Here is a 26,304-nt window from a genome sequence, read left to right on the forward strand (position 1 = left end):
GCTGCGCTGGGTTTCAATGAGATCTGCCGGGAAATCTTCGATTTCCATGATCAGGTGACGGACCTTTATCGCAACCTCATAGGTAAGGCAGAAATTCCTGAAGCAAAGGAATTACTCGAATCCCTTCTTGAGCTGGAGCAACACGAAGCAATGCGCCTTGTTCGTCAGACGGGGAGGATGGATGATCTGTGAAATTGCCGGGTTATAACTACATAGACCCGTGAGCCCGACCTCCGAAATACTGCTAACCTGCTGATGCGCCTATAAGGAGAGGCGCAGCTATAAGAAGTTTATTGTCCTGAGTCCAGGTGTCAAAGCCTAAAGAACGATACCTAGATGCTCCGCCAGTCCGTGAGTCTATGGTCTCGGACGTTTTGATAGCGAGTCCGATCACGTCGCCAGTCCCGCTAGGAAAATCTGAGCGGCCAGTCCGATGATCAGTGTGGCGGCAAACGTGATCATGACCACGATGCCGGGCCATGTGCCCGGTGAAATGGTTGTCTTTTCCGCCGTCCGGTACATTGGCACTACGATGCGTAGATACACCGCGAGCGAGAGCACGCTGTTGACGATCGCTATGATTGCCAGCCAGGTGAACTGGACGTCGATGGCAGCAGCAAAGAGCATGAATTTGCCGACGAAGCCGGCCAGCGGCGGAATGCCGACCAGCGACAGCAGGAAGATCACCATTGCAATACCCATAATCGGCCGTGCACGTCCCAGCCCGTCAAAATCGTTCAGAGTGCGCCCGGTTGCGGCGGCAACCGCGAAAGCACCCAGGTTCATGGCCGCATAGGCGGCGGCAAACAGAATGATCGATGGTAGTGCAAGCTCACTTGAGCCCACCGCCACAATGCCCAGAAGAAAATAACCGGACTGGGCAATCGACGAATAGGCCAGCAGCCGGATGACGTTGTCCTGCACCAGTGCAGCGAGATAGCCATAGGTCATGCTGAGAACCGCGAGGCCCGCAATGACGGCAGTCCAACCGGTTTCCGGGGGCAGGTCACGAACCACCTGCGTTAGCGCAAACAGGGCGCCAACCTTGGGCACTACAGACAGATAAGCTGCAATCGAGAGGGGCCCGCCCTCGTAGGCATCTGGCGCCCAGAAATGAAACGGAACCAGCGATGCCTTGTAGCCCAGACCAACAACAACAGCCACGAACCCGAGAATGACAGCCATCGGCATCGTATCCATCCCCGGCAGATCGGCAATCAGTGTGGAGCCCGAAGCGCCGAACCAGTAACTCAGGCCGAAAATCATGATCGATGTGGTGACCGAAGCGAATACAAAGAATTTCATCGCAGCTTCGGTCGCCGGATCAGTATCCGGATAGGCAACCAGGGCAAAGGTGGCCAGGCCGGTCAGCAGTGTACCCAGTACCAGGAACATGGTATCCCCTGCCCCTGCCAGAACCAGGGCGCCGAGGGTGGCAAAGATCAGCAGGCTATAGACCGTACCTTCGCGGGCGCTCCCCCGAACATCCACCCGCGCCAACAGCATCGAAAGCACTGTAGCAGGCAGCAAAATAAGCTTGGCCCAGATGCTCAGAGCATCGATTCGAAAGCTGCCTCCAAACACCGTTGTGTCTGTGCCCAGCAGGCGCAGGGTCAGCCCCGTGGCAACGAGCAAGCCGATGACGGCGACAGCCAGCGAAATTCGGGGTCGGCGCAGCATTTCCGCGATCAGCGCACCGACAGCCGTCAACAGGACGGCAATTTCCGGGATTAATAATGCGAGATCTCGACCCATTACAGCACCAGTACCGATGTGGTCCGGTGAATGATGTCCAGCACCCAGGACGGCGCAACACCTGTGGCGACAGTGAGCACTAGCAGGGGCGCCACAGCGAGAATTTCGCGCGGGCTCAGATCCGGCATTTTATTCCAGCGCTCCCGGGGCTCACCCAGAAAGGTTTCACGCAGTGCCTTGAGAAAGGTTCCGGCGATAATGGCAATGCCCAGAATCACGATAACGGCAATGGGAGTGGTACCGAGAGTCGCGAGGAATATCTGGAACTCAGCCGGGAAGTGCGCGAGGCCCGGGAGACCCAGAGACGCGAAAGCTGCCAGCACAAAGAGCCAGCCAAGCAGCGGAACTGTTTTGAGCAGGCCACCAAACTCGCTCATTTCGCGGGTCTGGGCACGCTCCTGGATCATGCCCACCAGGAAAAACAGGGCACCGGTGACCAGACCGTGACTGAACATCTGCAGCACGGCACCGTCCAGAGCGGTGGCACGCACGGCAGGATCCAGTGTTAGCGCAGCCGCGGCGACGCCGACGATCACGTAGCCCATGTGGTTGACTGAGGTATAGGCCACCAGGCGCTTGAGATCCGTCTGTGCCAGGGCGGCAAAGGCGCCGTAAATCGCGCTGACGACACCGAAGAACAGAACAACGATTCCGGCTTCGCGGAAAGCGTCAGGGGTCATTTGCAGGGCGAAGCGCACAAGCCCGTAAGTCCCGAATTTCAACATGATGCCAGCCAGGATGACGCTACCAACGGTCGACGCCTGAACATGGGCTGCCGGCAGCCAGGTATGCAACGGTACGGCGGGAATCTTGACCGCAAAGGTAATCAGCATGGCGATCAGCGCCCACATGGCCGCCGCCCCCTCCAGCGGAGGATGGGCAATCCAGGCCCGCATATCGAAGGTAGGATCAGGGCTGCCGAGGTAAAGCCCCAGAATAGCAAGCAACAATGGCAGGCTGCCCAGCAGGGTGTAGATAAAGAACATCAGCGCTGCACGTTGCCTGTCTTCGTGTCCCCACCCTGCGATCATGAAATACATCGACACCAGGGAAACTTCAAAGAACACATAGAACAGAATCCCGTCCAGGGCGGTAAAGGTACCGATCGCCGTGGTCTCAAGAAGCAGGACCAGGGCCACGTAGGCCCGCGGGCGATCGCGAAGCGACGAGGCGTAGATGAGTGCAACCAGGAAAAGCACGGCACTCAGTAGCACCAGCGGCAGGCTTATGCCATCAACCCCGACCCGATAAGCGGCGCCGATGGCCGGCATCCATTCCAGCTCTTCAACCTGGGAAAAGCCCTCACCACTCACCCCCTGCAGCCACATGGCCAGAGCGCCGACCAGAGTCAGGGCGGCACTGACGATCGCTATGCCATGCACTGTCCGCGCCGTCGGCTTCGGCAAACACAGAATCAGCACGGCGCCGGCGAGAGGCAAAAACAAGGTCAGAGATACGAGTGGTAGCATGAATACAGGGTTCCTTTAGAAACTCAGTGAAGCTGAAAACAGGATGACAAGGAGCACAGCGGTGGCTACGGCGCTGATCGCCAGGCTGTGATGGATCAGGCCGCTTTGCAGGGTTCTCGCCCGCGCGCCCAGGGCCCGCACACCGGCCACCAGGGCGAAGATCAGACCGTCGATACCACGCTCATCCCCGCCCCGAACCCAGCGACCCACCGCCAGATTGGCGCGACCGACGCCAAGCGCGGCCGCATAAAGGTGGCCTTCCAGACGGTCACACCGCCGGGCAACAGCCATTACGGGCCGACCTACCCAGGCGGTGAGCCCGCCCGCAACCACTAGCCCCGATGCTGCCCATTGATGGGCAGGCCCAAGCAGACGCTTGACCGGCACTAGCCAGCCCAGCGCCAGACCACCCAAGGCGGCGACGAGTCCGGACAATATGGCGCCGATACCTGTGGTTTCCGGCACCGGCAGATCAAGCATTGTTTCGAGTGGACCAAAGGCCAGACCCAGGCCTGCGGCGGGGATCGCCAGACCCCAGATGCCAGCGCGCATCCAGCCAGTACCGGCGACCGGCCGGGTATCGCCGGAGCTCTGCCAGAGCAAGCGTAAAGCCCGGGCCATATAGGCGCCGGTCAGCAGAGTGCCTGCCAGGGCCAGAGGGCCGAGCCAGACGGCGCCCTGTGCAGACAGAGCGGCGGTGATAACCGCATCCTTGGAGAAGAACCCGCTCAGCGGTGGAATGCCAGCCAGTGCCAGCGCCGCCAGAGCAAAGCCAGCGAAGGCCCAGGGTCTGGAGCGGCCAACGCCCTTCAGCCGATCGAAAGTGGTATCGCCACGCGCATGCTGGAAATCACCGGCAGCCAGGAACAGGCTGCTCTTGATGGCAGCATGGGCGAGCAAGTGCAACAGGGCGGCCAGCGGAACCCCGGCGCTCACTGCGATCAGCATCAGGCCGTACTGACTGGCCGTAGAAGCCGCGAGCAGGCGTTTGAGATCACGCTCGGCCAGCGCAATCACCCCGGCTGCCACCGTGGTAACGCCACCAACAAGCCCAATGGCGAAAAGCGCTTCAGGAGTCAGCAGCGGGGCCGAGCGGATCAGCAGGATCGCGCCCGCCGCCACCAGCGTGGCCGAGTGCAACAACGCCGAGACCGGTGTCGGGCCCGCCATGGCGCGCATCAGCCAGTCCTGCAGGGGAACCTGGGCCGACTTGCCCATGGCGGCCAGCAGTAACAGAAGCCCGGCCGCGGTCGAGGCACTACCACCAGCGGTCAGGGAGACGGCAATCTCACTGGTACCTGCCGACCCGATAAGTATGAATACCGCAACGTAAAGCCCGAGATCTGCGCTGCGGGTATAGAGGAAAGCGCGGCTGGCTGCGTTCGCGGCTTCGGGCCGCTGGAACCAGAAGCCGATCAGCAGGTAACTGCAGAGGCCGATCAGTTCCCAGGCCGCCAGCAGCAGAACCCAGTCGCCGGCCAGCACCAGCGCCTGCATGGCGGCCAGGAACAGGGACATTACGGCGTAGAAGCGCGCCTGACCAGACCCTCGCTTCATGTAACCGACGGCATGGATCAGCACGAATGTACCCACCGTGGCCACCGTCACGGCCAATAACGCCGTAAGCGGCACGCCGACCAGTCGCAGTGGCATGTCCGGCAGACCGGGCATAAGTAGGGTTTCGGTCTGACCACTAGCCACCCGGGCCAGAAGCCAGAGGCTTCCCGCCAGGCTGAGCGTTGCGCCAGCCAGGGCCAGTGCAGGCGGCCACCGGCGCAGTATCAACACGGCCAGGGCGGCGATCAGCGGCGGTAATATCGGCAGGACCACTGCATTCATCCTTTAAGGTCCTGCGCTTCTTCCATCTCTACCGAGCCCTTGGCCCGGAAGCGGGCGATGGCAATGCCAAAGCCGACCGCCATCTCCAGCGCCATAACCGTCATCACCACCAGCACAAACATCTGGCCGGAATAGGCTTCTGGGTGCAGAAAGCGCCAGAAAGCGACCAGGTTCACCATCGCGCCCGCCAGCATTAGCTCCACGCCCATCATGATCATCACCAGATTGGTCTGGGACAGTGCGCCATAGATACCGATACCGAAGAGTATTGCGCCGATCAGAAGCGCTACTATCAGAACTGCGGTCATTCCGATGACTCCTTGTCGTTTTTACTCGCCAGGTTCTGCACCGGAATTGCCACCGCCGTGGCCGCAATCATCGCGGTCAGGATGGTGATGCCAGCGGTTTCGAAGATCATCATCGAGCGCCCGAGCAGCTCCATGCCCAGCGCCCGTGTCTGCGCCTCCGCGTCCGGCACCTGGTCCGCCAAGGGACCCCAGTCGGACAGCAGTGCAATGGCGATGGCAACAACGGCGGCACTGACCCCGGCACCGATCGAGAAGCGCTTCTGGTGGCTCATATCCATACCGCCAAGCCCACCGGGATCCATCATGAACATCACCATGAAGATGGCCATGATGCTCATCTCCGTGGCCATCATCATGATCTGCAGTACACCCAGAAATTCGGTCTGCATCGCCAGAAACATGCAGCCGACGGCGGTCTGCGAAAACAACAGCGCCAGTGCGGAACGGACCATGGACGATGTGCGAAACACCACCAGGCCGAAGCCGATTGCGGCCAGCCCGAACACAGCGACAAAAAAAGCCTGTGCGTACATTAGGGAACCACCAGGATCAGTAAACCGACAATAATGATATTAACCAGTGCCAGGGGGATGCCCATAATCCAGCACCACCGCATCAGATCCGCCTCGCGAATGCGTGGCAGGTAGCGACCGACGAGCAGCATCGACACGGCTACGGCCAGGGTCTTGATCAGGCTCCAGGCCCAGGGCGGCAGCAGCGGGCCATGCCAGCCGCCGAGGTAAAACACCGTGGTCGCCGAAGCCAGAGTAACCACCAGCGTCAGTCGGGCCAGGCGCAGCACTGCCAGGCGCACCCCGGTGTACTCGGCGTCCACACCTCCGCCAAGCTCCCCTTCTGCGGTGGGCAGATCGAAGGGGGCACGGAACGCCAGCGCCATGGCGGCAATGAAAAACAGCACGAAGCCCAGAGGCTGGTAGACGATGTTCCACAAGCTGCTCTGGGAACCAACGATCGCGGTGTTCACCAGGGACTCTGCACGCATGGCCACGGCCGTGATCGGCATGACAATAAGCATGGAATAGGCAATAAGCTGGCCCAGAAAACGCCAGCCGCCGATCATCGCGTAGGCGCCATCCGGCCCCCAGCCAGCCATGATCACCGCGACCAGCACATAGGCCAGGGCCGCGTTGATGAAGAGCGCGCCGGTGCCCAGGTCCGCGATGATCAGATCCGGCGCCAGCGGCAGGACCGCCATGCCAAGCACTGCTACGACCAATAGCAGCACCGGCGCCGCCTCGAAAAAGACCCGGTCCGGCGAGCGCGGCACAATAGATTCACGTCCGAGGTGAGCCAGGCCGTTGAACAGCGGCGCCGCCGGACTCAGACGCCCAGTGGCCATCCAGCCCTCAATCACAGCCAGCAGCCAGGCGCTGCCAAGCAGCGCGAGCAAAACGATGGCGACAGTCACGAAGTCACCTCCCAGGGCGAAAGGTCCAGTGACCCGACTGCCAGCAGCGCATCGCCCAGTTCCTGGCCCTCGACAAGCTTCGGGACCAGGCCGATATGGTGACTGCAGGCGGTGTCCAGCTCGTATGACTTAACATGGCCGCGCTCCAGTTTCAGACTTAGCCGGGCCTCGCCGCGCGGAGTGTCAACGGTTGCCTCACCGGTTCCTGACACATCGCCAACGTCGCGCAGAACCGGCAGCTCCGGTTCTGCGCCCGACTTTATAAGGTCAAGGCTGGCCGAAATTTCGGCCAGGCGCTGCCACAGGCGCGCCCAGGCATCTCCGCCTTCGTTGGCAGCACTCGCTACGGGGCCGCGCAAACCAGAAGATTCCGTTGGCAGTATACCGACTCCCATCAGCCGCGATTTAAGCAAAGGCGTTCGTTCAAGGCGGGTACCCAATGTACGCAGCGCTGGCTCCAGGGCAGCAAGACTGTCCCGGTTAGCCTCTCTGACTTGCAGTTGCAGAGTTGAAGCCCGTTGCGTCAGCCAGGCGAAGCCGAGCTGGCGCCCTAACTGAGCCAGCCAGCCAAGATGACTGGCGATGCGCTCACGCTCAAGGGCGCCAGTGCGGGCACCGGCGTTTGCCGAATCGTCCTCCAGTCCTGCCGCTTGCTCTATTGCCAGACAAGCCAAAAGACGGTAGCTCACCGGCGCGAGCGGAATTGCAGCTGACAGATACGCAATGAAGGTCTCGGCATCCATCTCTTCACTTTCTTCAACATTGTCACCTTTGCTGGTCACCCCCACCAGGGAGATCGCCTGCCCCTCCGTTACGCCGTCACCATCAAGGGTCAGCGTCAACTTCAGTCCGCCGGGCAAGCCAGGGAAGACCGGACCGAACGGCACCTCAAGCCAGTCCATCTGCAGGCCGTCGGCGCTGCGCGGCAGGTCTTTGGTGACTTCAATCATGGACATGAATCCCGAGGAACCATGATCATGTCCTTCATGATCATGTCCTTCATGATCATGCCCACCGTGATCGTGTTCACCGTGATCGTGTTCACCGTGATCATGGCCGGAATGTTCATGTTCTGAGTGGTCGTCAGATTCACGGACTACCAGATCCATGCCGCACTTCGGGCAGCTGCCCGGTTCGTCCCGAACAATTTCGGGGTGCATGGGGCAGGTATATTCGGTCCCAGCATTTTCGGGAGCGTGTTCCGGTTGGTGTTCGTTATTGTGGTCGTGGTCGTGGTCGTGGCCGTGGTCCTGATCATGGCCATCATGATGCTCATGATGCCCATGGTGGCTCTGGTGCTCATGGTGGCTCTGGTGCTCATGGTGGCTCTGGTGCTCCTGGTCATGGCAATGCTCGTGTTCGTGGCCATGGTGTTCGTGATCTTCGTGATGTTCATGATCGCTGCCGCCGTCAGGGGTTGACTCCCCGGCTTCGCGGGCTACCAGGTCCATGCCACATTTGGGGCAGCTACCCGGCTCATCCTCCACAACTTCGGGATGCATGGGGCAGACATACTCGATCCTGGCGTGCATTACAGAGGCGTCGAAATCCTCCGGCGAGTCTGTAAAGGCACCGTCAGCCAATGCCCGCTTTAGCTGACCTACGGCTTCGGTCAGATCTTCTTGCGAGAGGTCTGAGGAGATATCGTCACCCGATAAAGTCGACGGTGTCTGCCCGCCTACCATGAGAATCGCGCGCGGCCGGGGCATCTGCGCGTAGAGCACTGCCACGGCATCCCCCATTTTCCCGGGCAGATCTCCGACAATCAGAAGCACGCTGGCATCGCGTGGCGTGGTTGCAATGCGCAAGCCTGCTGCAGTCACGTCCAGACCATGCGCCAGGGCCACTTCCGGGCCCGGAACGATCAGACAGCTCAGGTTACGCGCCAGGGCCCGGGAAACCAGCTTCTGCAGCACTGAGTAACGTTTCTGCCGTGCGCCCGTTAGGTTTATTGCTGGATCAGAACTCATTGCCGCCTGAAAGCCCCCTGACTCCACCCGTAGAGCAGACCGAGAAAAAGAATGGCAAGAAACACGCCCATATCAAGCAAGGCAACCATTCCTACTTCCTTGTACACAACGGCCCACGGGTACATGAATGCCATCTCCATATCGAAAGCCAGAAACAGCAACGCGTATCCATAGTAACGAGCGTGATACCGCCCCCATACCGGATCCCGCGACAGGACTCCGGAACTCGCCGGCACATCCTTGCCCGGCTCCCCGCGTGTCGGGCCTATGGCGCGGGACAAGCTGTAAAGGGAAAGCACCATACCCACGGTACCCAGCGCCAGGCCAAGTAGCAGAACGTATTGCTGCGTAGCGTTCATTATTCCTCCAGAGTAGCCAGTTACACGTCGGTGAAATCTATGATCCGGTGGGCGTTGCTTGGCCCATCGCCCGAACGCTTGACGCACGTTCAATGCTGGAACTAATCAGGGTACAAACCACGCTGCCGGTAGTATTCGGCCAGCTCGGCGTCACTCAGCGCGGCCATTTCACGCACGGCATGGAATTTGTCACATCAGCTCTAGCCTTCGGGATCATCCGCCTGGTCGGGCAGCAGACGACCCGCTTTCCGGGCCTTATTCCGCCAGTTGTACAACGTGGTCGCCGAGATACCTTCTTCCTCAGCTACCTCCGCGACCGTGCGGTTATGGGGCGGGAATAGCTTCTTGAGGATAGCTTCCCGGCGCTCGTCGGATTACTTCATCGGAGCCTCGTCTCGCCCCTCCAGGGTTCAGAGTCTATCAGCCGCTGAGGCTCCAACTAGCTTGACAGTGGGGGATCTTCGTCTGACGTAAATACGGGGCACTCCGCACCATCGATGCCGCGTGGAACGACCTGGCGTCGGTGACGACGGGAGCCGTCAATGACAGCTCCAGGGCTCCTTGTTGGCATTGTCCTTGATGTTCTGGTCGACGAACCGGTAGTGGTCTTCCTTGAAGCGGTTCCACCAGCCGTGACTGATCTCAATGGCGTGCCGGGCGAGGATCGCTTCGATATGGTCGATGCACAGCCGCGACCCGTCATAGGCCATGATGAGCTTGCACTTGTCGGTGTCGTAGGTGACGCGTTGCAGTCCGAATAGCTCGTCTATCTGTGCGATGGCCAGACGTAACGCATCGGCATCGCAGGGCTCGAGCTTCAACTTACGCGTCACTAGATGGATCTCATTCACGCCTAGACGGAGTTCATTCTTGGACATGTGGAGCACTCCTTCTTGTCTGTGTCGTCATGACCTCGCTAGCGTCATTTCCCTGCAGGGGGGCGATTTTCTGATCGTTCCGGACGGGGCTCGCAGAACGGAGCAGCCCGGATGATGCAGGCGGAGCCTCCACTTATCATGTGTGAGTATCCTACAACCCTTGTGTTACCCAATGGTCAAATTGTGGTGTGCCGCTAGAGGGTGGGCAGCACCAGTCCTGGATCACGGTTATGCAATTCTCACTCCTACGTCGCACGCCATCAGCCTGGGCGACAAAGCTGAACCAAGGCTGAATGGGAGCTACTGTTGTGGATGTCATGGATACGTCAGCGAGAAATGTCCGGGGTGCAAGTCATAGCCGGCCTCAGCGGGTGTTTGGTGAGACGCTGACCGGCTACCTCAGATGCAGCAAGCGCTTGAGGGCGGATCGGTAGCGTGTCGGCGCCGCCTTCCAGGCCAGCGGCAGCAGAGTGAGGGTGCCGAGCGCGAGCACCGTTAGGCCCGCACGGCGCAGATCGTCGGAGGCGAGTTCGTTGCCGAAATGCGCCAGCAGGAAACTCGCCGGCATGACGCCGAGCAGCGTCGCGATGGCGAAGCGCCAGGCCTTGAGGGGCGAGAGGCCGGCCGCATAGCTGACGACGTCGAAGGAAAGGAACGGCATCAGCCGGGTCACGAAAACGGCGGCCATCAGGGCGTTCTGGGAGGTGATGAAACGATGAAGAAGACCGCTGGAGGGACGCATGCCCAACCAGGCTCTCATCGCGTCATATCCTAGCAGGCGGGAAATGGCGAAGGCGATGAGCGCGCCGGCCTCGGAGCCGATGGCCACGTAAAGTGTGCCCCAGACATGACCATAGGCCGCGCCGGCAGCGAGCGCGATCGGGGCACTTGGGATCGGGCTCATGACGATGGCGATCATCATTAGGCCAACGACCAGTGCTGGACCGAATGGGCCAAGCCGTATCACTGCCTGTTCGAGGGTGTCGCCGGCCAGCAAGGCATCCAGCATGCCGGTTCGCCACAGCACCAGAGCGGTGGCGAGAAAAACGGTAAGTACCGCCATGCCCAACATGATGCGTCGCCATGAAGCACGGGAAAGGCGTTTCGGGGCGCCAGTATCGATCTTGTGCGGGCTAACCATGTCTCCCTTTCTCTGACCTAGAGCGCATCGCAGGGTCAGGACCGAGAGATCCTGATTCTTCGCATATTTTATGAGGCCTCAGCGCGAACCATTATGACGTTAGGGCTGGATAAGAGCCACATCTTCACGCCGGTGACGACGCCAGTATCCCCGGTGGCATCCCACGAGGCACGAGCCAAGTCAGCCATGTCGGCATAAGATTTCCCAGTAATCGCCGACATAGGGGGCGAACTATCGGGTGGCTTCATATCGCAACCGCAGCCCTGTGCGGAACCGGATTGAGGCCCTCTCTGGCGCCGTTCTCCAGTTCCATACACATGCCGAGCAATTAGGTCATCGAGGTACAGGATAAAATGGTCGCCTTCTTGGGTGTTGGAGTCACACATGTTGGCTATGCTGGCTATATGGAAGGGCATGCCGTATGAACTTGGCTCTGTGCATTGGGGCCTAGCTCCTTACGGCGCGCTACGCCGCTGAAGGGGCGCACAGATGCCACGCTCGTGGCGTTCTAGGTTAGCAGTAAGACGAGCGCGAGCAGGAAGAATGGCGATAGCAATGAGTTAAGGCAACAAGGTGCATGACGGGGCAGTTGTTAGGTTTTGTCCGAAAAGTCTGATTTGCTAATGTTTCCGATGCCGTAACTGCATAGGTGATGCATGGCAGGATGTCACGAACTCTCAGACGCAAGCTGGCAGATGACCGAAGACATCGTCTCACCGCCTCAGACAATGGGCCGCCCGCTCCGGGATGACCGCCAAGTGCTGAACGGGATCTTCTGGATCAGGCACCAAATGGCGCGATCTCCCAGAGCGGTATGGTCCCTGGAAGACCGTCTATGACCGCTTCCGGCAATGGCGAGACGATGGCACCTTCGAGGCTATCCTGAATCGGCTACATCTCAAGCTACGGGAAGACGGGCTGATGGATTTGGATACCTGGATGATCGATTCCACCTCGATCCGGGCCACCCGGGCTGCCTCTGGAGGCGGCAAAAAGGGGGATCGAAAGAACCCATAGACCATGCGCTGGGGCGCAGTCGAGGCGGCCTGACTACCAAGATCCACATGCTTTGCGATCGGCATGGCTGGCCACTAACGTTCACCGTGTCGCCGGGGCAGGATTCGGATACCCGCCACTTTGTTCCTACCATGGAGCACGTCCATTTGCCTGGGCGAGTGGGACGACCACGTAAACGTTGCCGATACATCGTGGCGGACAAAGGCTACGACAGTGATTCCCTCCGCCGGTACTGCGACCGCCACCGGATGAAGCCGATCATTGCCAGACGCAAGATGCTCCGAAAGCCACGGCCGGGGGCGTCCAGGGGATTTGACAAGCCGCGCTACCGGGAAAGAAACGTCATCGAGCGTTGCATCGGCTGAATCAAGGAACTACGCCGTGTCTGCACGCGCTATGACAAGCTCGCCAGCAGTTTCAAGGCGTTGGTATGCCTGGCCTGCATAGACCGTTGTTTGCGTGCAGACTTTTCAGACAAAACCTAGGACGTGGTACTCGGGAAGGTGAAGGATGTTGTCAGGCAAGCTAGTCATGCAAACTTTCCTTGTCGACATGGTCCATAGATGATCGCGACTCTTTGACCGCGTTGTTTTCTACGAACTGAAGGTGAGTTACTCCCTTGGGTCTTCTGCTTCTCTGAGCCCTTCATGCAATGACGCAATTAGCGGGCAAGTGATATTGCCTTGTTTTGCATGGCATCGGTCGACCATTTCGCTCAGCACCTTCTCAATTCTTTCAAGCCTGTCGATCTTCTCGCGAACGTCCCCTAACTTGTGCTCTGCGAGAGCACTGGCTTCTTGACAGTGGGCGCCATCTTCCAGCCGAAGTAGGTCACTGATCTCATCCAGACTAAAGCCTAGCTGCTGCGCCGTTTTCACGAACGTCAACCTGTCGATATCGGCGGCACTATAGCGTCGAATACCTCCGGGAGGTCGTTCGGGCTCCGATAATAGCCCTCGTCGCTGGTAATAGCGGATTGTCTCGACATTGACGCCGGCCGCTTTGGCCAGGCCGCCAATGGTCATGGTGTCCGCCACTTTATCTGCATGTCTCTTCATGATGCTTGACTCCGTACCAAGCTACGGAAGTAACCTTATCGTAGCTCCCCCCATCCCGAAAGGAGAATCGTCAATGCGGACATCTAAAACGGGGCGAGGACCCCTGGCCGCCGGAGGAGTCGCGGCCCTCCTGGCCTCGGCGTGTTGCCTCGGCCCGCTGGTTCTGATCACGCTGGGCGTTTCCGGCGCCTGGATCAGCAATCTGGCGTCGCTGGAGCCCTATCGCCCGCTCTTTATCGGCGTCGCGCTGATGGCGATGTTCTTCGCCTGGCGTCGCGTCTTTCGGCCAGTGGAAAAGTGCCAGCCGGGAGAGGTGTGTGCCGTGCCACGGGTCAGGACGGGCTACAAGGCGATCTTCTGGCTCGTATTGCTGCTGGTGCTAATCGCCCTGGTATTCCCCTACGTCTTGCCCCTGTTCTATTAAAAGGAGATCTACCATGAAAGCTCGTTTCGCCTTCATCGCGCTACTCGCCCTGCTCAGCACGCCCGCCTTAGCGGCCCTGCAGACCGTGAAGCTGTCGGTGCCGGGCATGACCTGTGCCGCCTGCCCGATCACCGTCAAGGCCGCCCTCAACAAGGTGGACGGCGTCTCGCAAGTCGACGTGAGCTACGCGGATCTCGAGGCCGTGGTCACCTTTGACGACGCCCGAACGTCGGTGGAGGCATTGACCGAAGCCACCACCAACGCTGGGTATCCATCAACCCCGACATCCTCGCAAGCGGATCGAGAGTGATCATGAAGAATCCCAAGACCCTGCTGCGCGTGAGCGTGATCGGCACCGTCCTGGTGGCATTGTGCTGCTTTACGCCGATCCTGGTGATCCTGCTTGGCACGGTGGGCCTGGCGGCGCTGACGGGCTATCTCGACGTTGTGTTATTGCCGGCCCTGGCCTTCTTCATCGGCCTGACCATTTATGCGATTTGGCGTAAGAAGCAGTTCGACGCCTGTTGTGACAACGGCTCTATCAAATCAAGGAATACGCCCCCTGAGTGACATCAAGCAGCTGCACATCGCGGTCATCGGGTGAGTTGTTTACGAGCTTGTCCGCCACGGTGAAGGAATAAGCGTGAAAGATTCGCAGAAATTTTTAAGCGTCGTGCTTGGCACCGGGTTGATGGTGCTGTGTTGCGCCGGGCCAATCGCCCTGGTGCTATTCGGTACGGCGGGCCTGGCCGCGTTGGTAGGCTATCTCGATTACCTGCTGTTTGCCGCCCTGGCCATCGTCATCGGCTTACCTCTCTACGCGCGATACCACAAGCGGAAGCAGGATGCCGGCTTTACTAATGAAGACTCGGAGAAACGTGATGATTGAACTCAACGTGAGCGGCATGACCTGTGACCGCTGTGCGGATCATGTCAGGGAAGCCTTGGAGAAGCTGCCCGGCGTGCAGTCGGTGGAGGTATCCTATCCTCAGGGGACGGCATCGGTAGCCGTTGATCCGGGGACACCGGCCTCGGCGTTGACGTTTGCCGTGACCCGACTTGGCTACCAAGCTCGATTGGCCAACAGTGGGCCCACTTCCCCGGCAGGCGCATCGGTGTCCAAGGGCCGTGATGAAGACGCCCCGCACATCGCGGTGATCGGCAGCGGCGGCGCCGCCATGGCGGCGGCCCTGAAGGCCGCCGAGCGCGGCGCCCGGATCACCCTGATCGAACGCGGCACCGTCGGCGGTACCTGTGTCAATACAGGCTGTGTGCCTTCGAAGATCATGATTCGCGCGGCCCATATTGCCCACTTGCGTACGGAAAGTCCCTTCGATGCAGGCCTGAGCGCCCAGGCGCCGGTGGTGGATCGGGCCAAGCTGCTCGAGCAGCAGCAGCGACGTGTCGAGGAACTGCGTGACGCCAAGTACGAGGGGATTCTGCGCGACCACCCGGCCATCACTGTCCTGCACGGCGAGGCCCGGTTTATCGATGCCCATAGCCTGATGGTCAAGCTGAACGAGGGCGGCGAGCAGGTCGTCCATTTCGACCGCGCCTTCATCGGTACTGGCGCCCGACCGGCAGTACCGCCGATCCCGGGGCTTGCCGACACCCCCTACCTGACCTCTACCAGTGCTCTGGCCCTGGACACTCTTCCCGAGCGGCTGATTGTGATCGGCGCCTCGGTGGTGGCCCTGGAACTGGCCCAGGCCTTCGCCCGGCTGGGCAGCCGGGTCACGGTGCTGGCCCGCAGCCGCCTGCTGTCCCAGGAAGACCCGGCGGTAGGGGATGCGGTGGAGGCGGCGTTTCGCCGCGAGGGCATCGAGGTCCTCAAGCAGACCCAGGCGGGCCGCGTGGACTACACCGACAATGAATTCATTGTCGACACCAACGCCGGCACCTTGCGGGCGGATCAACTGCTGGTGGCCACCGGACGGACACCCAATACCGAGGCCCTGAACCTGGCGAGCCTCGGCGTGGAAACCGCACGTGGGGCGATTCTGGTCGATGAGCATCTGCACACCACGGTGCCGGGGCTCTATGCCGCCGGTGACTGCACCGATCAGCCGGAGTTCGTCTATGTCGCCGCCGCCGGGGGCAGCCGGGCTGCCGTCAACATGACCGGGGGCGAAGCCATCCTGGACCTGAGCGCCATGCCGGCAGTGATCTTCACCGACCCCCAGGTGGCCACCGTCGGCCTGACGGAAGCCGAGGCCATCGAGCAAGGCTTCAGCGTCGATACCCGCGAGCTGGACCTGGAAAACGTGGCGCGTGCGCTGGTGAATTTCGACACCGGTGGTTTCATCAAGCTGGTGGCCGAACGCGACTCGGTCCGGTTGCTGGGGGTGCAGGCGGTGGCGGGGGAAGCCGGTGAGCTGATCCAGACGGCGGTGATGGCGCTACGCGCACGCATGACCGTACACGACATCGCCAATGAGCTGTTTCCCTACCTGACCATGGTAGAAGGGCTCAAGCTCTGTGCTCAGACTTTCACCAAGGATGTGACGCAGTTGTCCTGCTGTGCCGGGTGAACGATATGAGCGCGACCGTGGTGCCACTGGGCGGCGGCACCACGGGTTTTGGGCATGGACACCACAGGGAGCCCTGTCACGATGAACACGACACTACCCGATTGCGGGATGATGGGGGCGATGGGCTGGATAATGCCAGTGATCGGAATTGCCCTACTATTGCTGCTGGTCCTGGGCATCGCCTGTTTGGTGAAGTATCTGCTCTCTAGCAAGTGAGCGTACTGAGCGAGCCATCAACCAGCTAATCCGTTGTGGGTTGAGTTTGTCGGCCACCTTTCTCTCTCGCATACCAACCAGATAATCCGGATACCCAGAATTCTTTGGCAATTTCAAACCCGGCGGCATCGAAATCCACAAATAAGTAGAGCGATATCTCGTAGGCCCAACCAGACAGCAACGCTTTCAGCTCGCGGGCTGCGTATTCTGCGCCATCTTGACAGGCCATGCCGTTTTATCGTGACCGATTTCGGGTGCTTTCCCGGAGTGCGTGGTCACGTTCCCGGAATCTCACCTAACGGGTCAGGCTCTAACCCTGTAGCGCCCGGTTCTCCAGCAGGCGCCTCAGCCCATGCAGAACCTGGTAAGCGTAGAGGCTCAGCAGCAGGCTCACATCGTTGCGGGCCATGACGTCCTGAACTTCGGAGGCGCCGCGATCGGTCGACAAGAGATGCACATCCAACGCCGACTTCACCTCGCCCATGCGCGCTTCGGCGCTGTCGCGTTTGCGGTTGAGCGCCAGGACTTTCTCCAGTGGCCAGTCGAACTTGCTGAGGATGGTGACTAGGAAGAAGGCATGCAGCAGTAGATCATTGGTGCCTTCCAGCGGAGGGGGGGGTTCGGTATCGCTGAGGTCGATCCATCCCATCGCACGCTGCAACATCAGGGTGCGCAGCTGACTGGCCAGCGAGTGGCGGATACGCAGCGGTTGGCGCGCGTCGACCAGGTTGTCCTCCAGCGCCCCGGTCACGTCGCTGTTATCGAGGGCTTCACGCAGCAGCATAGCGCCGCTGTCGCTGGTAGTGCGATGGCCGTCGAGCTCAACGCAGATGGACCCGTTGTAGGACGGAATCCAGGGAGATACGCTCTCCCTATAACGGATGGTCCTCGGGAATCAGGTTCTTGGCGGAGCTCACTGATTTCTCAAGAGAATACCATCTGCTATCTTCGTTTTCAGGCTGCCCTCATGAATACGCCGGGATCAGCGTTCGTAGCGCGTCATGGGCTCATTGTGTGGCGGTTACCGTCATCATGTGCTCATTGGCTACATGCGGGTGTCGAAAGCAGATGGTTCTCAAGCCACCCACCTACAGCGTGATGCGATGATAGAAGCGAGTATCGACCCGACGCACATTTATGAACACTAGGCCCCCGGCAAGCGTGAAGACCGCCCCGGACTGACGAACTTGCCTCAAGGCACTTCGGTCGGAAGACATGTTGGTGGTATGGAAACTCGATCGACTCGGTCGGGACTTTCGGCACCTGATCAATACCGTGCATTAACTCACCGGACACGGCATTGGCTTGAAGATCTTGACCGGGTATGGGGCTGCCATCGACACGACGACCCGAGCGGGTAAGATGGTGTTCGGGATCTTTGCTGCCATATCTGCATCCAAGCGCGAACAGATTTCTGAACGGACGCAGGCGGGGCTCGCCTCCACCCGCGCACACGGCAGGAAGGGTGGTCGGCCGTTCAAGATGACAGCCGCCAAGCTGCGCCTGGCAATGGCGGCTATGGGGAAACCTGAAACCAAGGTGAGTGATCTCTGCCAGGAACTCGGTATCACGCGGCAAACCTTGTACCGACACATTTCGCCCAAGGGCGAGTTGCGTCCCGACGGCGAAAAGCTGCTTGCACGAACCTGACGCGAGATAGGACGCAATGGCACAGACCACGGGTGGAGCGATACAGCTATGAGCGAGAAGGCCCTGGGATCAACTTGCCTGGAATCCAGGCCAGGTAGGCCACCATGCCGAATAGCTCGACTAGGGGCTGTAAGGCTATGACCACCACGGCAGCTAACCAGGCCTCAGGCAGCATCAGGGCGATGGGCGACAGCGCATAGTCGATCGCTAGAAGGCCAACCAGCGGGCCGCCGACGGGTAGAGGGCACCGATCAGGTCTTCAGTTGCTACCACATGGCGGCACGAGACTCGCGGGGGCGGCAAGCAGCAGCGATGTGTCGGCGGACGGGGTCAGAATGCGCGTGGCCGCGTCCGGTGCCTGCAGTGCCTGCTGCAGGAGGTCCGGCGTGTCGGTGACGCCGGAAACGTCACGCTCCAGCGCCAGCAAGCCGAACAGGTCGCGGCGTTGCTGGATCCTGAGCGAGGCGACCCACAGCGGCTGAGGTGACGCCTGGCAGGTGCCGGTCAGGGTGAAATCCGTGGGCCAGACATGCAGGACCCGGCGGCGGCCCGTCTGCCTGGCGACCAGGTGCGTGGCACGCAGAGCAGAGGGCTGACCGCCGTTGAGGCGCGGCAGCGTCGGCAGGCCGGCGGCGGCATGATCGGGACTCAGCCAATGCAGGGCGTTGATCAGGGTCCAGGGGACATCGACTTGCCAGCCGGCCTTGCTCAGGCGATGTCGCAGTCCCTCCAGATCCCCCGCCCATTGCAGGACAATGGGCTCCTCGCCTTCTCCGCCCAGGTCGGTGCGATGGTCCGGCAGCTGGTGATAGGCAGTCTGAGACCAGTCCTGCCAGGCCAGTTGCTGAACCGTGGGGTGAGGCACGTAGCGCGCGCGATCGGCGGACAGTTGTTGATAAAGGTGATACGGCCAGGCCACGGCCAGGGTCAGCAGCACCACGATCAACAGCCCACGCGCCTCCCGGAGCGGCGCGTGACGCCGCTGGTGGCTGATCGCCAGCAGGATCACCCAGGCGAAACCGATGGCGATACCGGCGCTGACGTCTGCCAACCAGTGGGCGCCCAGATAGAGACGCGAAACGGCGATCAGAGCTACTATCAGTGCCGCAGCGCCGACCACCCAGCCGCGTCGGCGGGCAGGTAGGGCCCGGGCGATGAGATAGGCCAGGAACCCGTAAAGCACCGTGTTGATGGTGGCATGACCGCTGGGGAACGAGAAGGCCTCCCAGCCGCTATAGAGCCCGGCAGTCGGACGCGGCCAGTGGACTAGCGCCTTGATCAATGGCGTGAACAGTGCCGCGCCTCCCACCGCGGACAGCCAGTAAAGCGTGCTGCGCCATGCCCGGCGTATCAGCAGCCAGGCGGCGACCGTTACGGTGAGACTGGTGGTCACGAAACCGTCGCCCAGCTCGGTGATCGCCAGCATCAGAGTGTCGCTCCAGTGGGTGCGCAGGGCCTGCAGGGCATGGAAGACCGCTTGGTTGGCCTGCACCAGCGGATCGCCGGTGAGCAGATCCTCGAGAATGCCCATAAACAGCCATAAGCAGCCGATCAGCACCGCGATGGCGATGGCCAGCATCAGCCCCTCGCCCCGGGCCGTGGCCAGCAGACGCGCTACGCCGCGCTGCGCGGTAGTCGTCTGCGGCGCACACCAGTGCTCCAGGTGGGTCACGCCAGCCTGCACCGCCTCCAGTCCCCATGTCAGCAATACGCGGCGGGTCAGCCAGACGACGGCCCAGACCAAGAGCGCCACCAGTACCATCAGCAACACCAGGCGCCCGGCGACCTGAGCGACCACATGGAGCGACTCGCCGAGCAGTACCCCGGCCAGTACGTGGGTGGTGGCCCATATGATCGCCGAGGCGATGTTGACGCTATAGAAGCGCACCGGCGACATGCCGCTCATGCCCGCTGCCAGCGGCACGAAGGCGCGCGGCCCCTGCACGAAGCGCGCCAGGAATACGCCCTTGCCGCCGTGACGTTGAAAGAACGCCTCGGCCCGCGCCACCCATTGCGGATAACGGCTCAGTGGCCAGATGCCGGTAATGCGTGACTCGTAGCGGTACCCGAGCCAAAAGGAGATGCCATCCCCGGCGATCGCCCCCGCCAGTGCAGCGAGTATCAGCGGCACGGTGCCCAATGCCCCGGTGCTGACCAGGGCGCTGATGCCGACGATCAGCACAGAGCCCGGCACCAGGGTGCCGGCAACCGGTAGCGCCTCTGCCATAGCGGATAGGGCCACGATGGCATATGCGATGGCACTGTGCTGCGACGACAGGTGCGTGATAGCGGTGACGAGCGTTTCCAGCATCGGGTAGCGGCTCCGGCCGGGGGGAATTGGAGGGATGGTTTACAGCAGGCGCACCAGACGACGGTTCAGCCAGCACTCGCGCGTATAGAAACCTCTGACAACCAGCGCCGCCAGACAGCCCGTCACCAGACCGCCGAGAACGTCGCTTGGGTAGTGGGTGCCGACGTAGACGCGCGACAACATCACCAGAAGGCCGGCTAGCGCGAAAGCACCGCCCGAGCGGAAACGGCGTTGCAGCAGGAACGTCGCCGCGATGGCGGTGACGGCGGTGGCATGGTCGGAAGGAAACGATGGGTCCGCACTCGGCGCAATGAGCAGATGTGACAGGCCGTCGGTATAGGGGCGGGCGCGTTGCACGAACAACAGGACCAGCTGGTTGAGCATCAGCCCACCGATAAACGCCAGGCCTGCCGAGGTTGCTAAGTGACGCTCCCGATCACGCTGCGAGCGGGCCCACCACAGCGGCACCACGGCCAGCACCATCAATAGTACGCCGAAGCGTGTGATGGCGATCATCAGGGTGTTGAGCGCGGGAAACTGGCTGGCCAGGCCGTTAATGGCATGCAGCAAGGCGATATCGGGTGACATGGGGGACTCCGGAGACGGGAACATTGCCGCGCTCCCTTCACTCTATCGCGACGCTCATGTCGCTGGATTGAAGGGAAGCACCGCCTTTCGCGACAGCTCGGCGGCATCGTGGCGTGTGTGGGTGAAGGCGATGTGATGGGAGGCGGACAGGCACAGCGTCGCGTAGTCGAGCGCAGCCACGATCTCCGCCGGGGAAGGCGACAGCAATACCTGATCGGCCCGGCCACGGGGTGTGAATTTCCGAGAAATTGAAGTGTTGAGCACGGCAGTAACCGGCACCCCGAGCGCGGCCGCCATGTGCATGGGGCCCGTGTCCGGCGTGATCAGGCGCGGCAGCTGCGTCAGTGTGGCGGCAAAGTCGCGCAGCGGCATGGTGGAGGCCAAACAGCCATGACCGCCGCTGCGGGCTTCCAGATCCGGCCGCATAGCGGCTTCTTCCGGGCCGATCAGCAGAAGGAAGCGTAGGCCGCGATCGTTGAGCGCATCGCATAGCGCCAGCCAGAAATACAGCGGCAGGCGTTTGTTCAGGTGGCCGCCCACGAACACGCCAATATCGAACGGTTTGTCGGCCAGTTGCTGGAGTCCGACTCGCGCCCGGGCTTGTTCGGCGTCCGAGACCGTCATCCAGGGACGTGCCTCGCAATCCAGCCCCAAGGCGCGAGCGATGACCGCGGCCACGTCATAGACATGCCTCTGGCCGGGCGGAACGCGGTAGACATGATCGTAGAGGCCGGCCAGACGCGAATCGGCGCCCATGGTGCGTCGGGCGCCGGCGGCCATCAGGCAGAGCCTGCCGGTCAGGGACGTGTCCGCCACCTGGATGGCCAGGTCATAGCGTCGCCGGCGCAGCGTGCGCCACAGCGCGACCAGTTTCCAGGGACGGACGAGCATGTCCCGGCCGAGAGCGTGGCAGTGGGTCAGTGGCATGCCCGCGAACAGGGAGACGGTGGTGTCGGTGGCCAGGTAGTCGATCTCGAGATCGGGGCGCCCTTCGGCCAGCGCGTGGATCAGCCGGGCACTTATCAGGGCGTTGCCGATGCGAAAGTTGGGGCGCACCAGCAGGACCCGCTGGACGTCCTCCAGGGTCGCCGGGGTCGCGGCGGCACCGGCGGCCGATGCGGCGAGCCGGCGGTACAGCCAGGCTTTGGCAAGCTTTTCCAGGCGCTTGCCCAACTGCCGCATGGCGGTGTGACGGCGTAGGCGGGTGAGCAGGAACATGACAGGGCCTCTCAGGGAAGCAAAGAGCGGCCACTATAGAGATGCTGTCTTAACGAACGCTTAATGACTTTTTGTTGCGCCGGGGAAGCGATCACTTACAGCCGCGAGGCGACCAGCGAGATGATCGCTTCGTGATCGCCTCTCAGCGTGCCCGATGGTAGTCGCCGAGCAGCGTCTCGCGGCGCTCGTCGAAATGACTCTGGGCGGCGATCATCGCCGACAGGCGAGCCTCGTTCTCGGCGACGAAGGCCAGTAGGATCGACTTGTGGAGTTCGGCGTGCAGGTACTAGGTTTTGTCTAAAAAGTCTGCGCGCAAACAACGGTCTATGCAGGCCAGGCATACCATCGCCTTGAAACTGCTGGCGAGCTTGTCATAGCGCGTGCAGACACGGCGTAGTTCCTTGATCCAGCCGATGCAACGCTCGATGACGTTCCTTTCCCGGTAGCGCGGCTTGTCAAATCCCCTGGACGCCCCCGGCCGTGGCTTTCGGTGCATCTTGCGTCTGGCAATGATCGGCTTCATCCGGTGGCGGTCGCAGTAGCGACGCAACGGTTCGCTGTCATATCCCTTGTCCGCCACGATGAAGCGGCAACGCTTACGAGGCCTGCCGGAGGGGCCAGGCAGCTGAACGCGCTCCAGGGTGGGAATAAAGTGCCGTGTATCTGAGTCCTGTCCCGGTGGCAGGGTGAAGGTCAGCGGCCAACCCTGCCGGTCACAAACCATGTGAATCTTGGTCGTAAGGCCGCCACGACTCCGTCCAAGGGCATGGCCTAAGGGGGTCTTGCTGCCCCCCTTTTTGCCGCCTCCTGAGGCGGCCCGGGTGGCGCGGACCGATGTCGAGTCAATCATCCATGTGTCCAGATCCATCAGCCCGTCTTCACGCAGCTTGAGGTGGAGTCGATTCAGGATAGCCTCGAAGGTGCCATCGTCTCGCCATTGCCGGAAGCGGTCATAGACGGTCTTCCAGGGACCATACCGCTCTGGGAGATCGCGCCATTTGGTGCCTGAGCACAGGATCCAGAAGATCCCGTTCAGCACTTGGCGGTCATCTCGGCGAGGGCGGCCCATCGGTTGGGAGGGCGAGACGATGTCCTTAATCATCTCCCAGCTTTGATCGGAGAGCTCGTAGCATCCTGCCATGCGGTCACCTATGCAGTTGCGGCATCGGTCACATTAGCAAATCCGACTTTTCGGACAAAACCTAGCAAGGTGTTCGTTTCTGATCTGGATCATCTGGGCCTGCTCCACATTGACCTGATAGAGCTTGGCGGGGCTCAGGATCTGGGAGTTGGTCACCCTTTTTCAATGATCACAGAACCACTTGGCTTATCGCCAGTGATGGCGAAGGATGAGGCAGAGACCAGGCGCAACATCGCGGCACCGTGGAAATGAGTTGACGTTTCATGGTCCACCTCCTTGATTGGTTGACGTTGTAATTATGAAAATAAAAACTGAAATGTGATAAAAATAGATAAAAACGCCACATTAATATGTGGCGCAGAAGAAATATCGAGATATGCAAAATGAGGTTAATACCATATCCTCACGCCGGCGACGACGCCGGTATCTTCGGTGGCATCCCCCGAGGCGCGGGCCAAGTCAGCCGTGTCACCATAGGACTTTTCCCAGTAGCCGCCGATATAGGGGGCGAACTTTCGGGTGATTTCATATCGCAACCGAAGCCCGGTGCGAACCGAGTTGAGGCCCTCACCGACGCCAAATTCCGGCACCTCATCGGCTGCCGCTGCGACTTCCAGGCGCGGTTGCAGGTAGGTCCGCTGGGTGATCCGCAGGTCGTATTCGCTTTCCAGGCTGGCCGAGACATCGCCGTCCTCGCTGACCCTCAGGTCGAGATCGGTTTCGAAACGATAAGGCACGAGCCCCTGGAGATTGATGACGCCGAAGTAGCGTTCGGGGTGATCGTTCGAAGCGATGCCACCCTGATAGCCGATACCGCCCTGGAGCTCCCAGAAATCGGTGATCAGACGGCTGTAGAGCAGATCGAGATTTTCGAATTCCGCATCCTCATTGTCACCCTGGACATTCTCGCCTTCCCCCTTTAGATAGACTCGATTGACATCGCCGCCGTACCAGGCCTGGAAATCCCAGACCAGGGCATCCTCGCCCTTGTCGGGGGAAGCATATTCCAAGCGATCGACGAGTATCGAGCCCCGTGAGTGTTCGGCCATCGGCGATGGCCAGTTCGCCGGGGCATCGTAGCCATCGCTGGCCTGAGCGCCAGCGGCCAACAGTATGGCGAGGGTAGAACCGGTACCGATAACGACAGTCTTGGACTTCATGAACATTCCTTACGCGACTTTGACGACCCGGAACATGCCGGCATCCATGTGATAGAGCAGGTGACAGTGGAAGGCCCAGCTGCCCTCGGCATCGGCGGTGATCAGGGCAGATACCCGTTCGCCGGGCTTGACGTTCAGGGTGTGCTTGCGGGGAATCAGCTCGCTGGCGCCGTTCTCCAGCTCCATCCACATGCCGTGCAGGTGAATGGGGTGTTCCATCATGGTGTCGTTAACCAGGATCAGGCGCAGCCGCTCATCCTTCTCGAAGTGGATGGGGCCGGTCACTTCGCTGAACTTCTTGCCGTCGAAGGACCACATGTAGCGTTCCATGTTGCCGGTCAGGTGCAGCTCCAGTTCACGACCGGGAGGACGCCGGTCCGGCCAGGGTGTGAAGGCCTTGAGGTCGCGATAGACCAGCACGCGGCGTTCGCTCGGGTCGATGCCGACACCGGCCTGATCATAGCGAGAGCCGGGTTGTGCGGCGCCCACGGGGAGTATCGCACCGGCCTCGTGGGAAGCCATGTCCTGCATGCCGGACGGGCCCGAGTTCTGCATGTTGGAATGGTCCATGCCCTGCATGCCGGACGGGCCCGAGCTCTGCATATTGGAATGATCCATGCCCTTCATGCCGGCCATGTCCATGTCGCCATGAGCGCCCATGGCCTCCATGCCACGGTCGGCGATCTGGCGCCGCGCCGGGACGGCGGCGGTCATGCCCAGGCGCGGCGCCAGGGTGCCCAGGGCGAAGCCGCTGCGATCCATGGATTCGGCGAACAGCGAGTAGGCGCCGTCATCCTTGGGCGTGACGAGAACATCATAGGTTTCCGCCACGCCGATGCGGAACTCGTCTACTGGGACGGGCTGTACCGGTTGGCCATCGGCGGCCACCACCGTCATCTTGAGGCCCGGGATACGCATGTCGAAGTAGCTCATTGCCGAGCCATTGATAATGCGCAGTCGTAGCGTCTCGCCGGGCTTGAACAGGGCGGTCCAGTTATCGCTCGGGGCGTGGCCGTTGAGCAGGTAGGTATAGGTGCTGCCGGTAACGTCGGCGATATCCCGCGAGCTCATGCGCATCTGGGCCCACATGGCTCGTTGGGCCGCGGTATCGGCGAAGCCGTTTTTCTCCACGTCGGCGAAGAAGTCGGCGACGGTGCGCTCCTGGAAGTTGTAGTAGCCTTCACCGAGCTTCAGGTTGCGAAAGACACTGGCCGGATCCTCGAAGGTCCAGTCGGTCAGCAGCAGCACGTGCTCGCGGTCATACCGAAAGGGCTCCCGCTCGGCGGCATCGATGACCAGGGGACCGGCATGGCCGAGCTGTTCCTGCAGCCCCGAGTGGCTGTGATACCAGTAGGTGCCGCTCTGGCGAACCGGGAAACGGTAGGTGAAGGTTTCACCGGGCGCGATACCGGCGAAGCTGAGGCCAGGTACGCCATCCATGCCGGGTGGCAGGATCAGCCCATGCCAATGAATGGAGGTCGGTTCCTCGAGCAGGTTAGTGACTCGAAGCACGGCATCCTGGCCCTCCTTGAGGCGGATCAGCGGGCCGGGGCTGGTGCCGTTGATGCTGATCAGGCGAGCTGTCTTGCCGGCGATGGGCAGAGTATCTCGGCGTATCGCTAGGGCCAGGTCGGGCCCAGTTTCGACGCCTTGCGGATAGCCAGCGGCTTGACCCCAGGGATTGGCCCAGGCTGGGCGCAGGCTCAGGGCGGCGGTACCGAGACCCAGGGCGGCACCACGCTTGAGCAGCTGGCGGCGTGATAGGGGAAGCCTGGATTGCTTCGCGGCGACCATGGACGATTCCTTCGCGATGAGGTGAGAGGAATCGATCATGCCGGGGTA

The 26,304-nt window shown here is 61.2% G+C and carries 25 protein-coding genes and 3 pseudogenes; 8 read left to right on the forward strand and 20 right to left on the reverse strand.

Annotation, left to right across the window (positions count from 1 at the left end):
• Positions 1 to 390: 390 nt before the first annotated feature.
• The 11 genes from Q2K57_RS15070 to Q2K57_RS15120 all read right to left on the reverse strand — a co-directional run bounded on the left by Q2K57_RS15070 (position 391) and on the right by Q2K57_RS15120 (position 11,148).
• Entirely contained in the window at positions 391 to 1,755 is a 1,365-nt protein-coding gene (locus tag Q2K57_RS15070) for an NADH-quinone oxidoreductase subunit N (protein ID WP_112056311.1), read from the reverse strand.
• Entirely contained in the window at positions 1,755 to 3,224 is a 1,470-nt protein-coding gene (locus tag Q2K57_RS15075) for a NuoM family protein (protein WP_112056309.1), read from the reverse strand. Before Q2K57_RS15075 ends, Q2K57_RS15070 begins: the two co-directional genes overlap by 1 nt.
• A 15-nt stretch (positions 3,225 to 3,239) precedes the next feature.
• A complete protein-coding gene (locus Q2K57_RS15080) occupies positions 3,240 to 5,063 on the reverse strand; it encodes an NADH-quinone oxidoreductase subunit L (RefSeq protein ID WP_112056307.1) in 1,824 nt (607 codons plus the stop codon).
• The gene (nuoK, locus tag Q2K57_RS15085) at positions 5,060 to 5,371 is read right to left on the reverse strand and encodes an NADH-quinone oxidoreductase subunit NuoK (RefSeq protein ID WP_112056305.1); all 312 of its coding nucleotides are present in this window, start codon (positions 5,369 to 5,371) and stop codon (positions 5,060 to 5,062) included. The genes Q2K57_RS15080 and nuoK overlap by 4 nt, the downstream gene beginning before the upstream one ends.
• Positions 5,368 to 5,904: an NADH-quinone oxidoreductase subunit J gene (locus Q2K57_RS15090; protein ID WP_112056303.1), complete on the reverse strand. Its 537-nt coding sequence runs from the start codon at positions 5,902 to 5,904 to the stop codon at positions 5,368 to 5,370. Before Q2K57_RS15090 ends, nuoK begins: the two co-directional genes overlap by 4 nt.
• A complete protein-coding gene (locus Q2K57_RS15095; RefSeq protein WP_112056301.1) occupies positions 5,904 to 6,800 on the reverse strand; it encodes a complex I subunit 1 family protein in 897 nt (298 codons plus the stop codon). The genes Q2K57_RS15090 and Q2K57_RS15095 overlap by 1 nt, the downstream gene beginning before the upstream one ends.
• Complete coding sequence (locus Q2K57_RS15100) at positions 6,797 to 8,716, reverse strand: heavy metal-binding domain-containing protein (RefSeq protein WP_304525587.1); 1,920 nt, start codon at positions 8,714 to 8,716, stop codon at positions 6,797 to 6,799. Before Q2K57_RS15100 ends, Q2K57_RS15095 begins: the two co-directional genes overlap by 4 nt.
• 50 nt (positions 8,717 to 8,766) lie before the next feature.
• Positions 8,767 to 9,129, reverse strand: coding sequence for an NADH-quinone oxidoreductase subunit A (locus Q2K57_RS15105; RefSeq protein WP_112056293.1), 363 nt, complete (start codon positions 9,127 to 9,129; stop codon positions 8,767 to 8,769).
• 200 nt (positions 9,130 to 9,329) lie between these two features.
• Positions 9,330 to 9,482 carry a transposase gene (locus Q2K57_RS18380; RefSeq protein ID WP_112056372.1) on the reverse strand — a complete coding sequence of 51 codons (153 nt, stop codon included), beginning with the start codon at positions 9,480 to 9,482 and terminating at the stop codon, positions 9,330 to 9,332.
• A 186-nt stretch (positions 9,483 to 9,668) separates the two neighbouring features.
• Positions 9,669 to 10,007, reverse strand: coding sequence for a cation transporter (locus Q2K57_RS15115; RefSeq protein ID WP_112056292.1), 339 nt, complete (start codon positions 10,005 to 10,007; stop codon positions 9,669 to 9,671).
• A 394-nt stretch (positions 10,008 to 10,401) separates the two neighbouring features.
• Positions 10,402 to 11,148 (reverse strand): TVP38/TMEM64 family protein, encoded by a 747-nt coding sequence (locus tag Q2K57_RS15120; RefSeq protein ID WP_205742751.1) that lies wholly within the window; start codon positions 11,146 to 11,148, stop codon positions 10,402 to 10,404.
• 656 nt (positions 11,149 to 11,804) lie between these two features.
• Between Q2K57_RS15120 and Q2K57_RS15125 the strand changes: the two are divergent.
• Positions 11,805 to 12,650, forward strand: a pseudogene (locus tag Q2K57_RS15125) (IS5 family transposase).
• A 126-nt stretch (positions 12,651 to 12,776) separates the two neighbouring features.
• On the opposite strand, the gene merR reads toward Q2K57_RS15125, so the two are convergent.
• On the reverse strand, positions 12,777 to 13,223 hold the full coding sequence (gene merR / locus Q2K57_RS15130) for an Hg(II)-responsive transcriptional regulator (RefSeq protein WP_112056286.1): 447 nt from the start codon (positions 13,221 to 13,223) through the stop codon (positions 12,777 to 12,779).
• Positions 13,224 to 13,296: 73 nt separating this feature from the next.
• Here merR and merT point away from each other — a divergent pair, with 73 nt between their 5' ends.
• The 6 genes from merT (at position 13,297) to Q2K57_RS15160 (ending at position 16,394) form a co-directional block, all read left to right on the forward strand.
• Positions 13,297 to 13,647: a mercuric ion transporter MerT gene (gene merT, locus Q2K57_RS15135; RefSeq protein WP_112056284.1), complete on the forward strand. Its 351-nt coding sequence runs from the start codon at positions 13,297 to 13,299 to the stop codon at positions 13,645 to 13,647.
• A gap of 13 nt (positions 13,648 to 13,660) precedes the next feature.
• Complete coding sequence (gene merP, locus Q2K57_RS15140) at positions 13,661 to 13,957, forward strand: mercury resistance system periplasmic binding protein MerP (RefSeq protein WP_006911918.1); 297 nt, start codon at positions 13,661 to 13,663, stop codon at positions 13,955 to 13,957.
• A gap of 2 nt (positions 13,958 to 13,959) precedes the next feature.
• A complete protein-coding gene (gene merF, locus Q2K57_RS15145) occupies positions 13,960 to 14,217 on the forward strand; it encodes a mercury resistance system transport protein MerF (RefSeq protein ID WP_008957403.1) in 258 nt (85 codons plus the stop codon).
• Positions 14,218 to 14,290: 73 nt separating this feature from the next.
• Entirely contained in the window at positions 14,291 to 14,536 is a 246-nt protein-coding gene (gene merF, locus Q2K57_RS15150; protein WP_112056282.1) for a mercury resistance system transport protein MerF, read from the forward strand.
• Positions 14,529 to 16,178 carry a mercury(II) reductase gene (gene merA, locus Q2K57_RS15155; protein WP_304525588.1) on the forward strand — a complete coding sequence of 550 codons (1,650 nt, stop codon included), beginning with the start codon at positions 14,529 to 14,531 and terminating at the stop codon, positions 16,176 to 16,178. Before merF (Q2K57_RS15150) ends, merA begins: the two co-directional genes overlap by 8 nt.
• An 81-nt stretch (positions 16,179 to 16,259) precedes the next feature.
• Positions 16,260 to 16,394 carry a hypothetical protein gene (locus Q2K57_RS15160; protein WP_008957399.1) on the forward strand — a complete coding sequence of 45 codons (135 nt, stop codon included), beginning with the start codon at positions 16,260 to 16,262 and terminating at the stop codon, positions 16,392 to 16,394.
• Between the two features lie 25 nt (positions 16,395 to 16,419).
• Here the strand turns inward: Q2K57_RS15160 and Q2K57_RS15165 are convergent, their stop codons facing one another.
• The gene (locus Q2K57_RS15165) at positions 16,420 to 16,623 is read right to left on the reverse strand and encodes a hypothetical protein (protein ID WP_146742507.1); all 204 of its coding nucleotides are present in this window, start codon (positions 16,621 to 16,623) and stop codon (positions 16,420 to 16,422) included.
• An 84-nt stretch (positions 16,624 to 16,707) separates the two neighbouring features.
• Positions 16,708 to 17,315, reverse strand: a pseudogene (locus Q2K57_RS15170) (transposase); the annotation flags it as partial.
• Between the two features lie 113 nt (positions 17,316 to 17,428).
• On the opposite strand from Q2K57_RS15170, the pseudogene Q2K57_RS15175 reads away from it, so the two are divergent.
• Positions 17,429 to 18,044, forward strand: a pseudogene (locus Q2K57_RS15175) (recombinase family protein).
• A 259-nt stretch (positions 18,045 to 18,303) separates the two neighbouring features.
• Here the strand turns inward: Q2K57_RS15175 and Q2K57_RS15180 are convergent.
• From Q2K57_RS15180 to Q2K57_RS15205, 6 genes are all read right to left on the reverse strand, one after another.
• The gene (locus tag Q2K57_RS15180) at positions 18,304 to 20,355 is read right to left on the reverse strand and encodes a bifunctional DedA family/phosphatase PAP2 family protein (protein ID WP_112056271.1); all 2,052 of its coding nucleotides are present in this window, start codon (positions 20,353 to 20,355) and stop codon (positions 18,304 to 18,306) included.
• Between the two features lie 39 nt (positions 20,356 to 20,394).
• Complete coding sequence (locus Q2K57_RS15185) at positions 20,395 to 20,943, reverse strand: phosphatase PAP2 family protein (protein ID WP_112056273.1); 549 nt, start codon at positions 20,941 to 20,943, stop codon at positions 20,395 to 20,397.
• A 54-nt stretch (positions 20,944 to 20,997) separates the two neighbouring features.
• Positions 20,998 to 22,161 carry a glycosyltransferase family 9 protein gene (locus Q2K57_RS15190; RefSeq protein WP_112056275.1) on the reverse strand — a complete coding sequence of 388 codons (1,164 nt, stop codon included), beginning with the start codon at positions 22,159 to 22,161 and terminating at the stop codon, positions 20,998 to 21,000.
• A gap of 286 nt (positions 22,162 to 22,447) precedes the next feature.
• The gene (locus Q2K57_RS15195) at positions 22,448 to 23,302 is read right to left on the reverse strand and encodes an IS5 family transposase (RefSeq protein ID WP_112056277.1); all 855 of its coding nucleotides are present in this window, start codon (positions 23,300 to 23,302) and stop codon (positions 22,448 to 22,450) included.
• 389 nt (positions 23,303 to 23,691) lie between these two features.
• On the reverse strand, positions 23,692 to 24,462 hold the full coding sequence (locus tag Q2K57_RS15200) for a copper resistance protein B (protein ID WP_112056280.1): 771 nt from the start codon (positions 24,460 to 24,462) through the stop codon (positions 23,692 to 23,694).
• A 9-nt stretch (positions 24,463 to 24,471) separates the two neighbouring features.
• Positions 24,472 to 26,256, reverse strand: a complete 1,785-nt coding sequence (locus Q2K57_RS15205) for a copper resistance system multicopper oxidase (protein WP_304525589.1) — start codon at positions 26,254 to 26,256, stop codon at positions 24,472 to 24,474.
• Positions 26,257 to 26,304 lie beyond the last annotated feature (48 nt).

The sequence above is a fragment of the Halomonas sp. I5-271120 genome, from assembly GCF_030553075.1.
GTDB classification, from domain to species: domain Bacteria; phylum Pseudomonadota; class Gammaproteobacteria; order Pseudomonadales; family Halomonadaceae; genus Onishia; species Onishia taeanensis_A.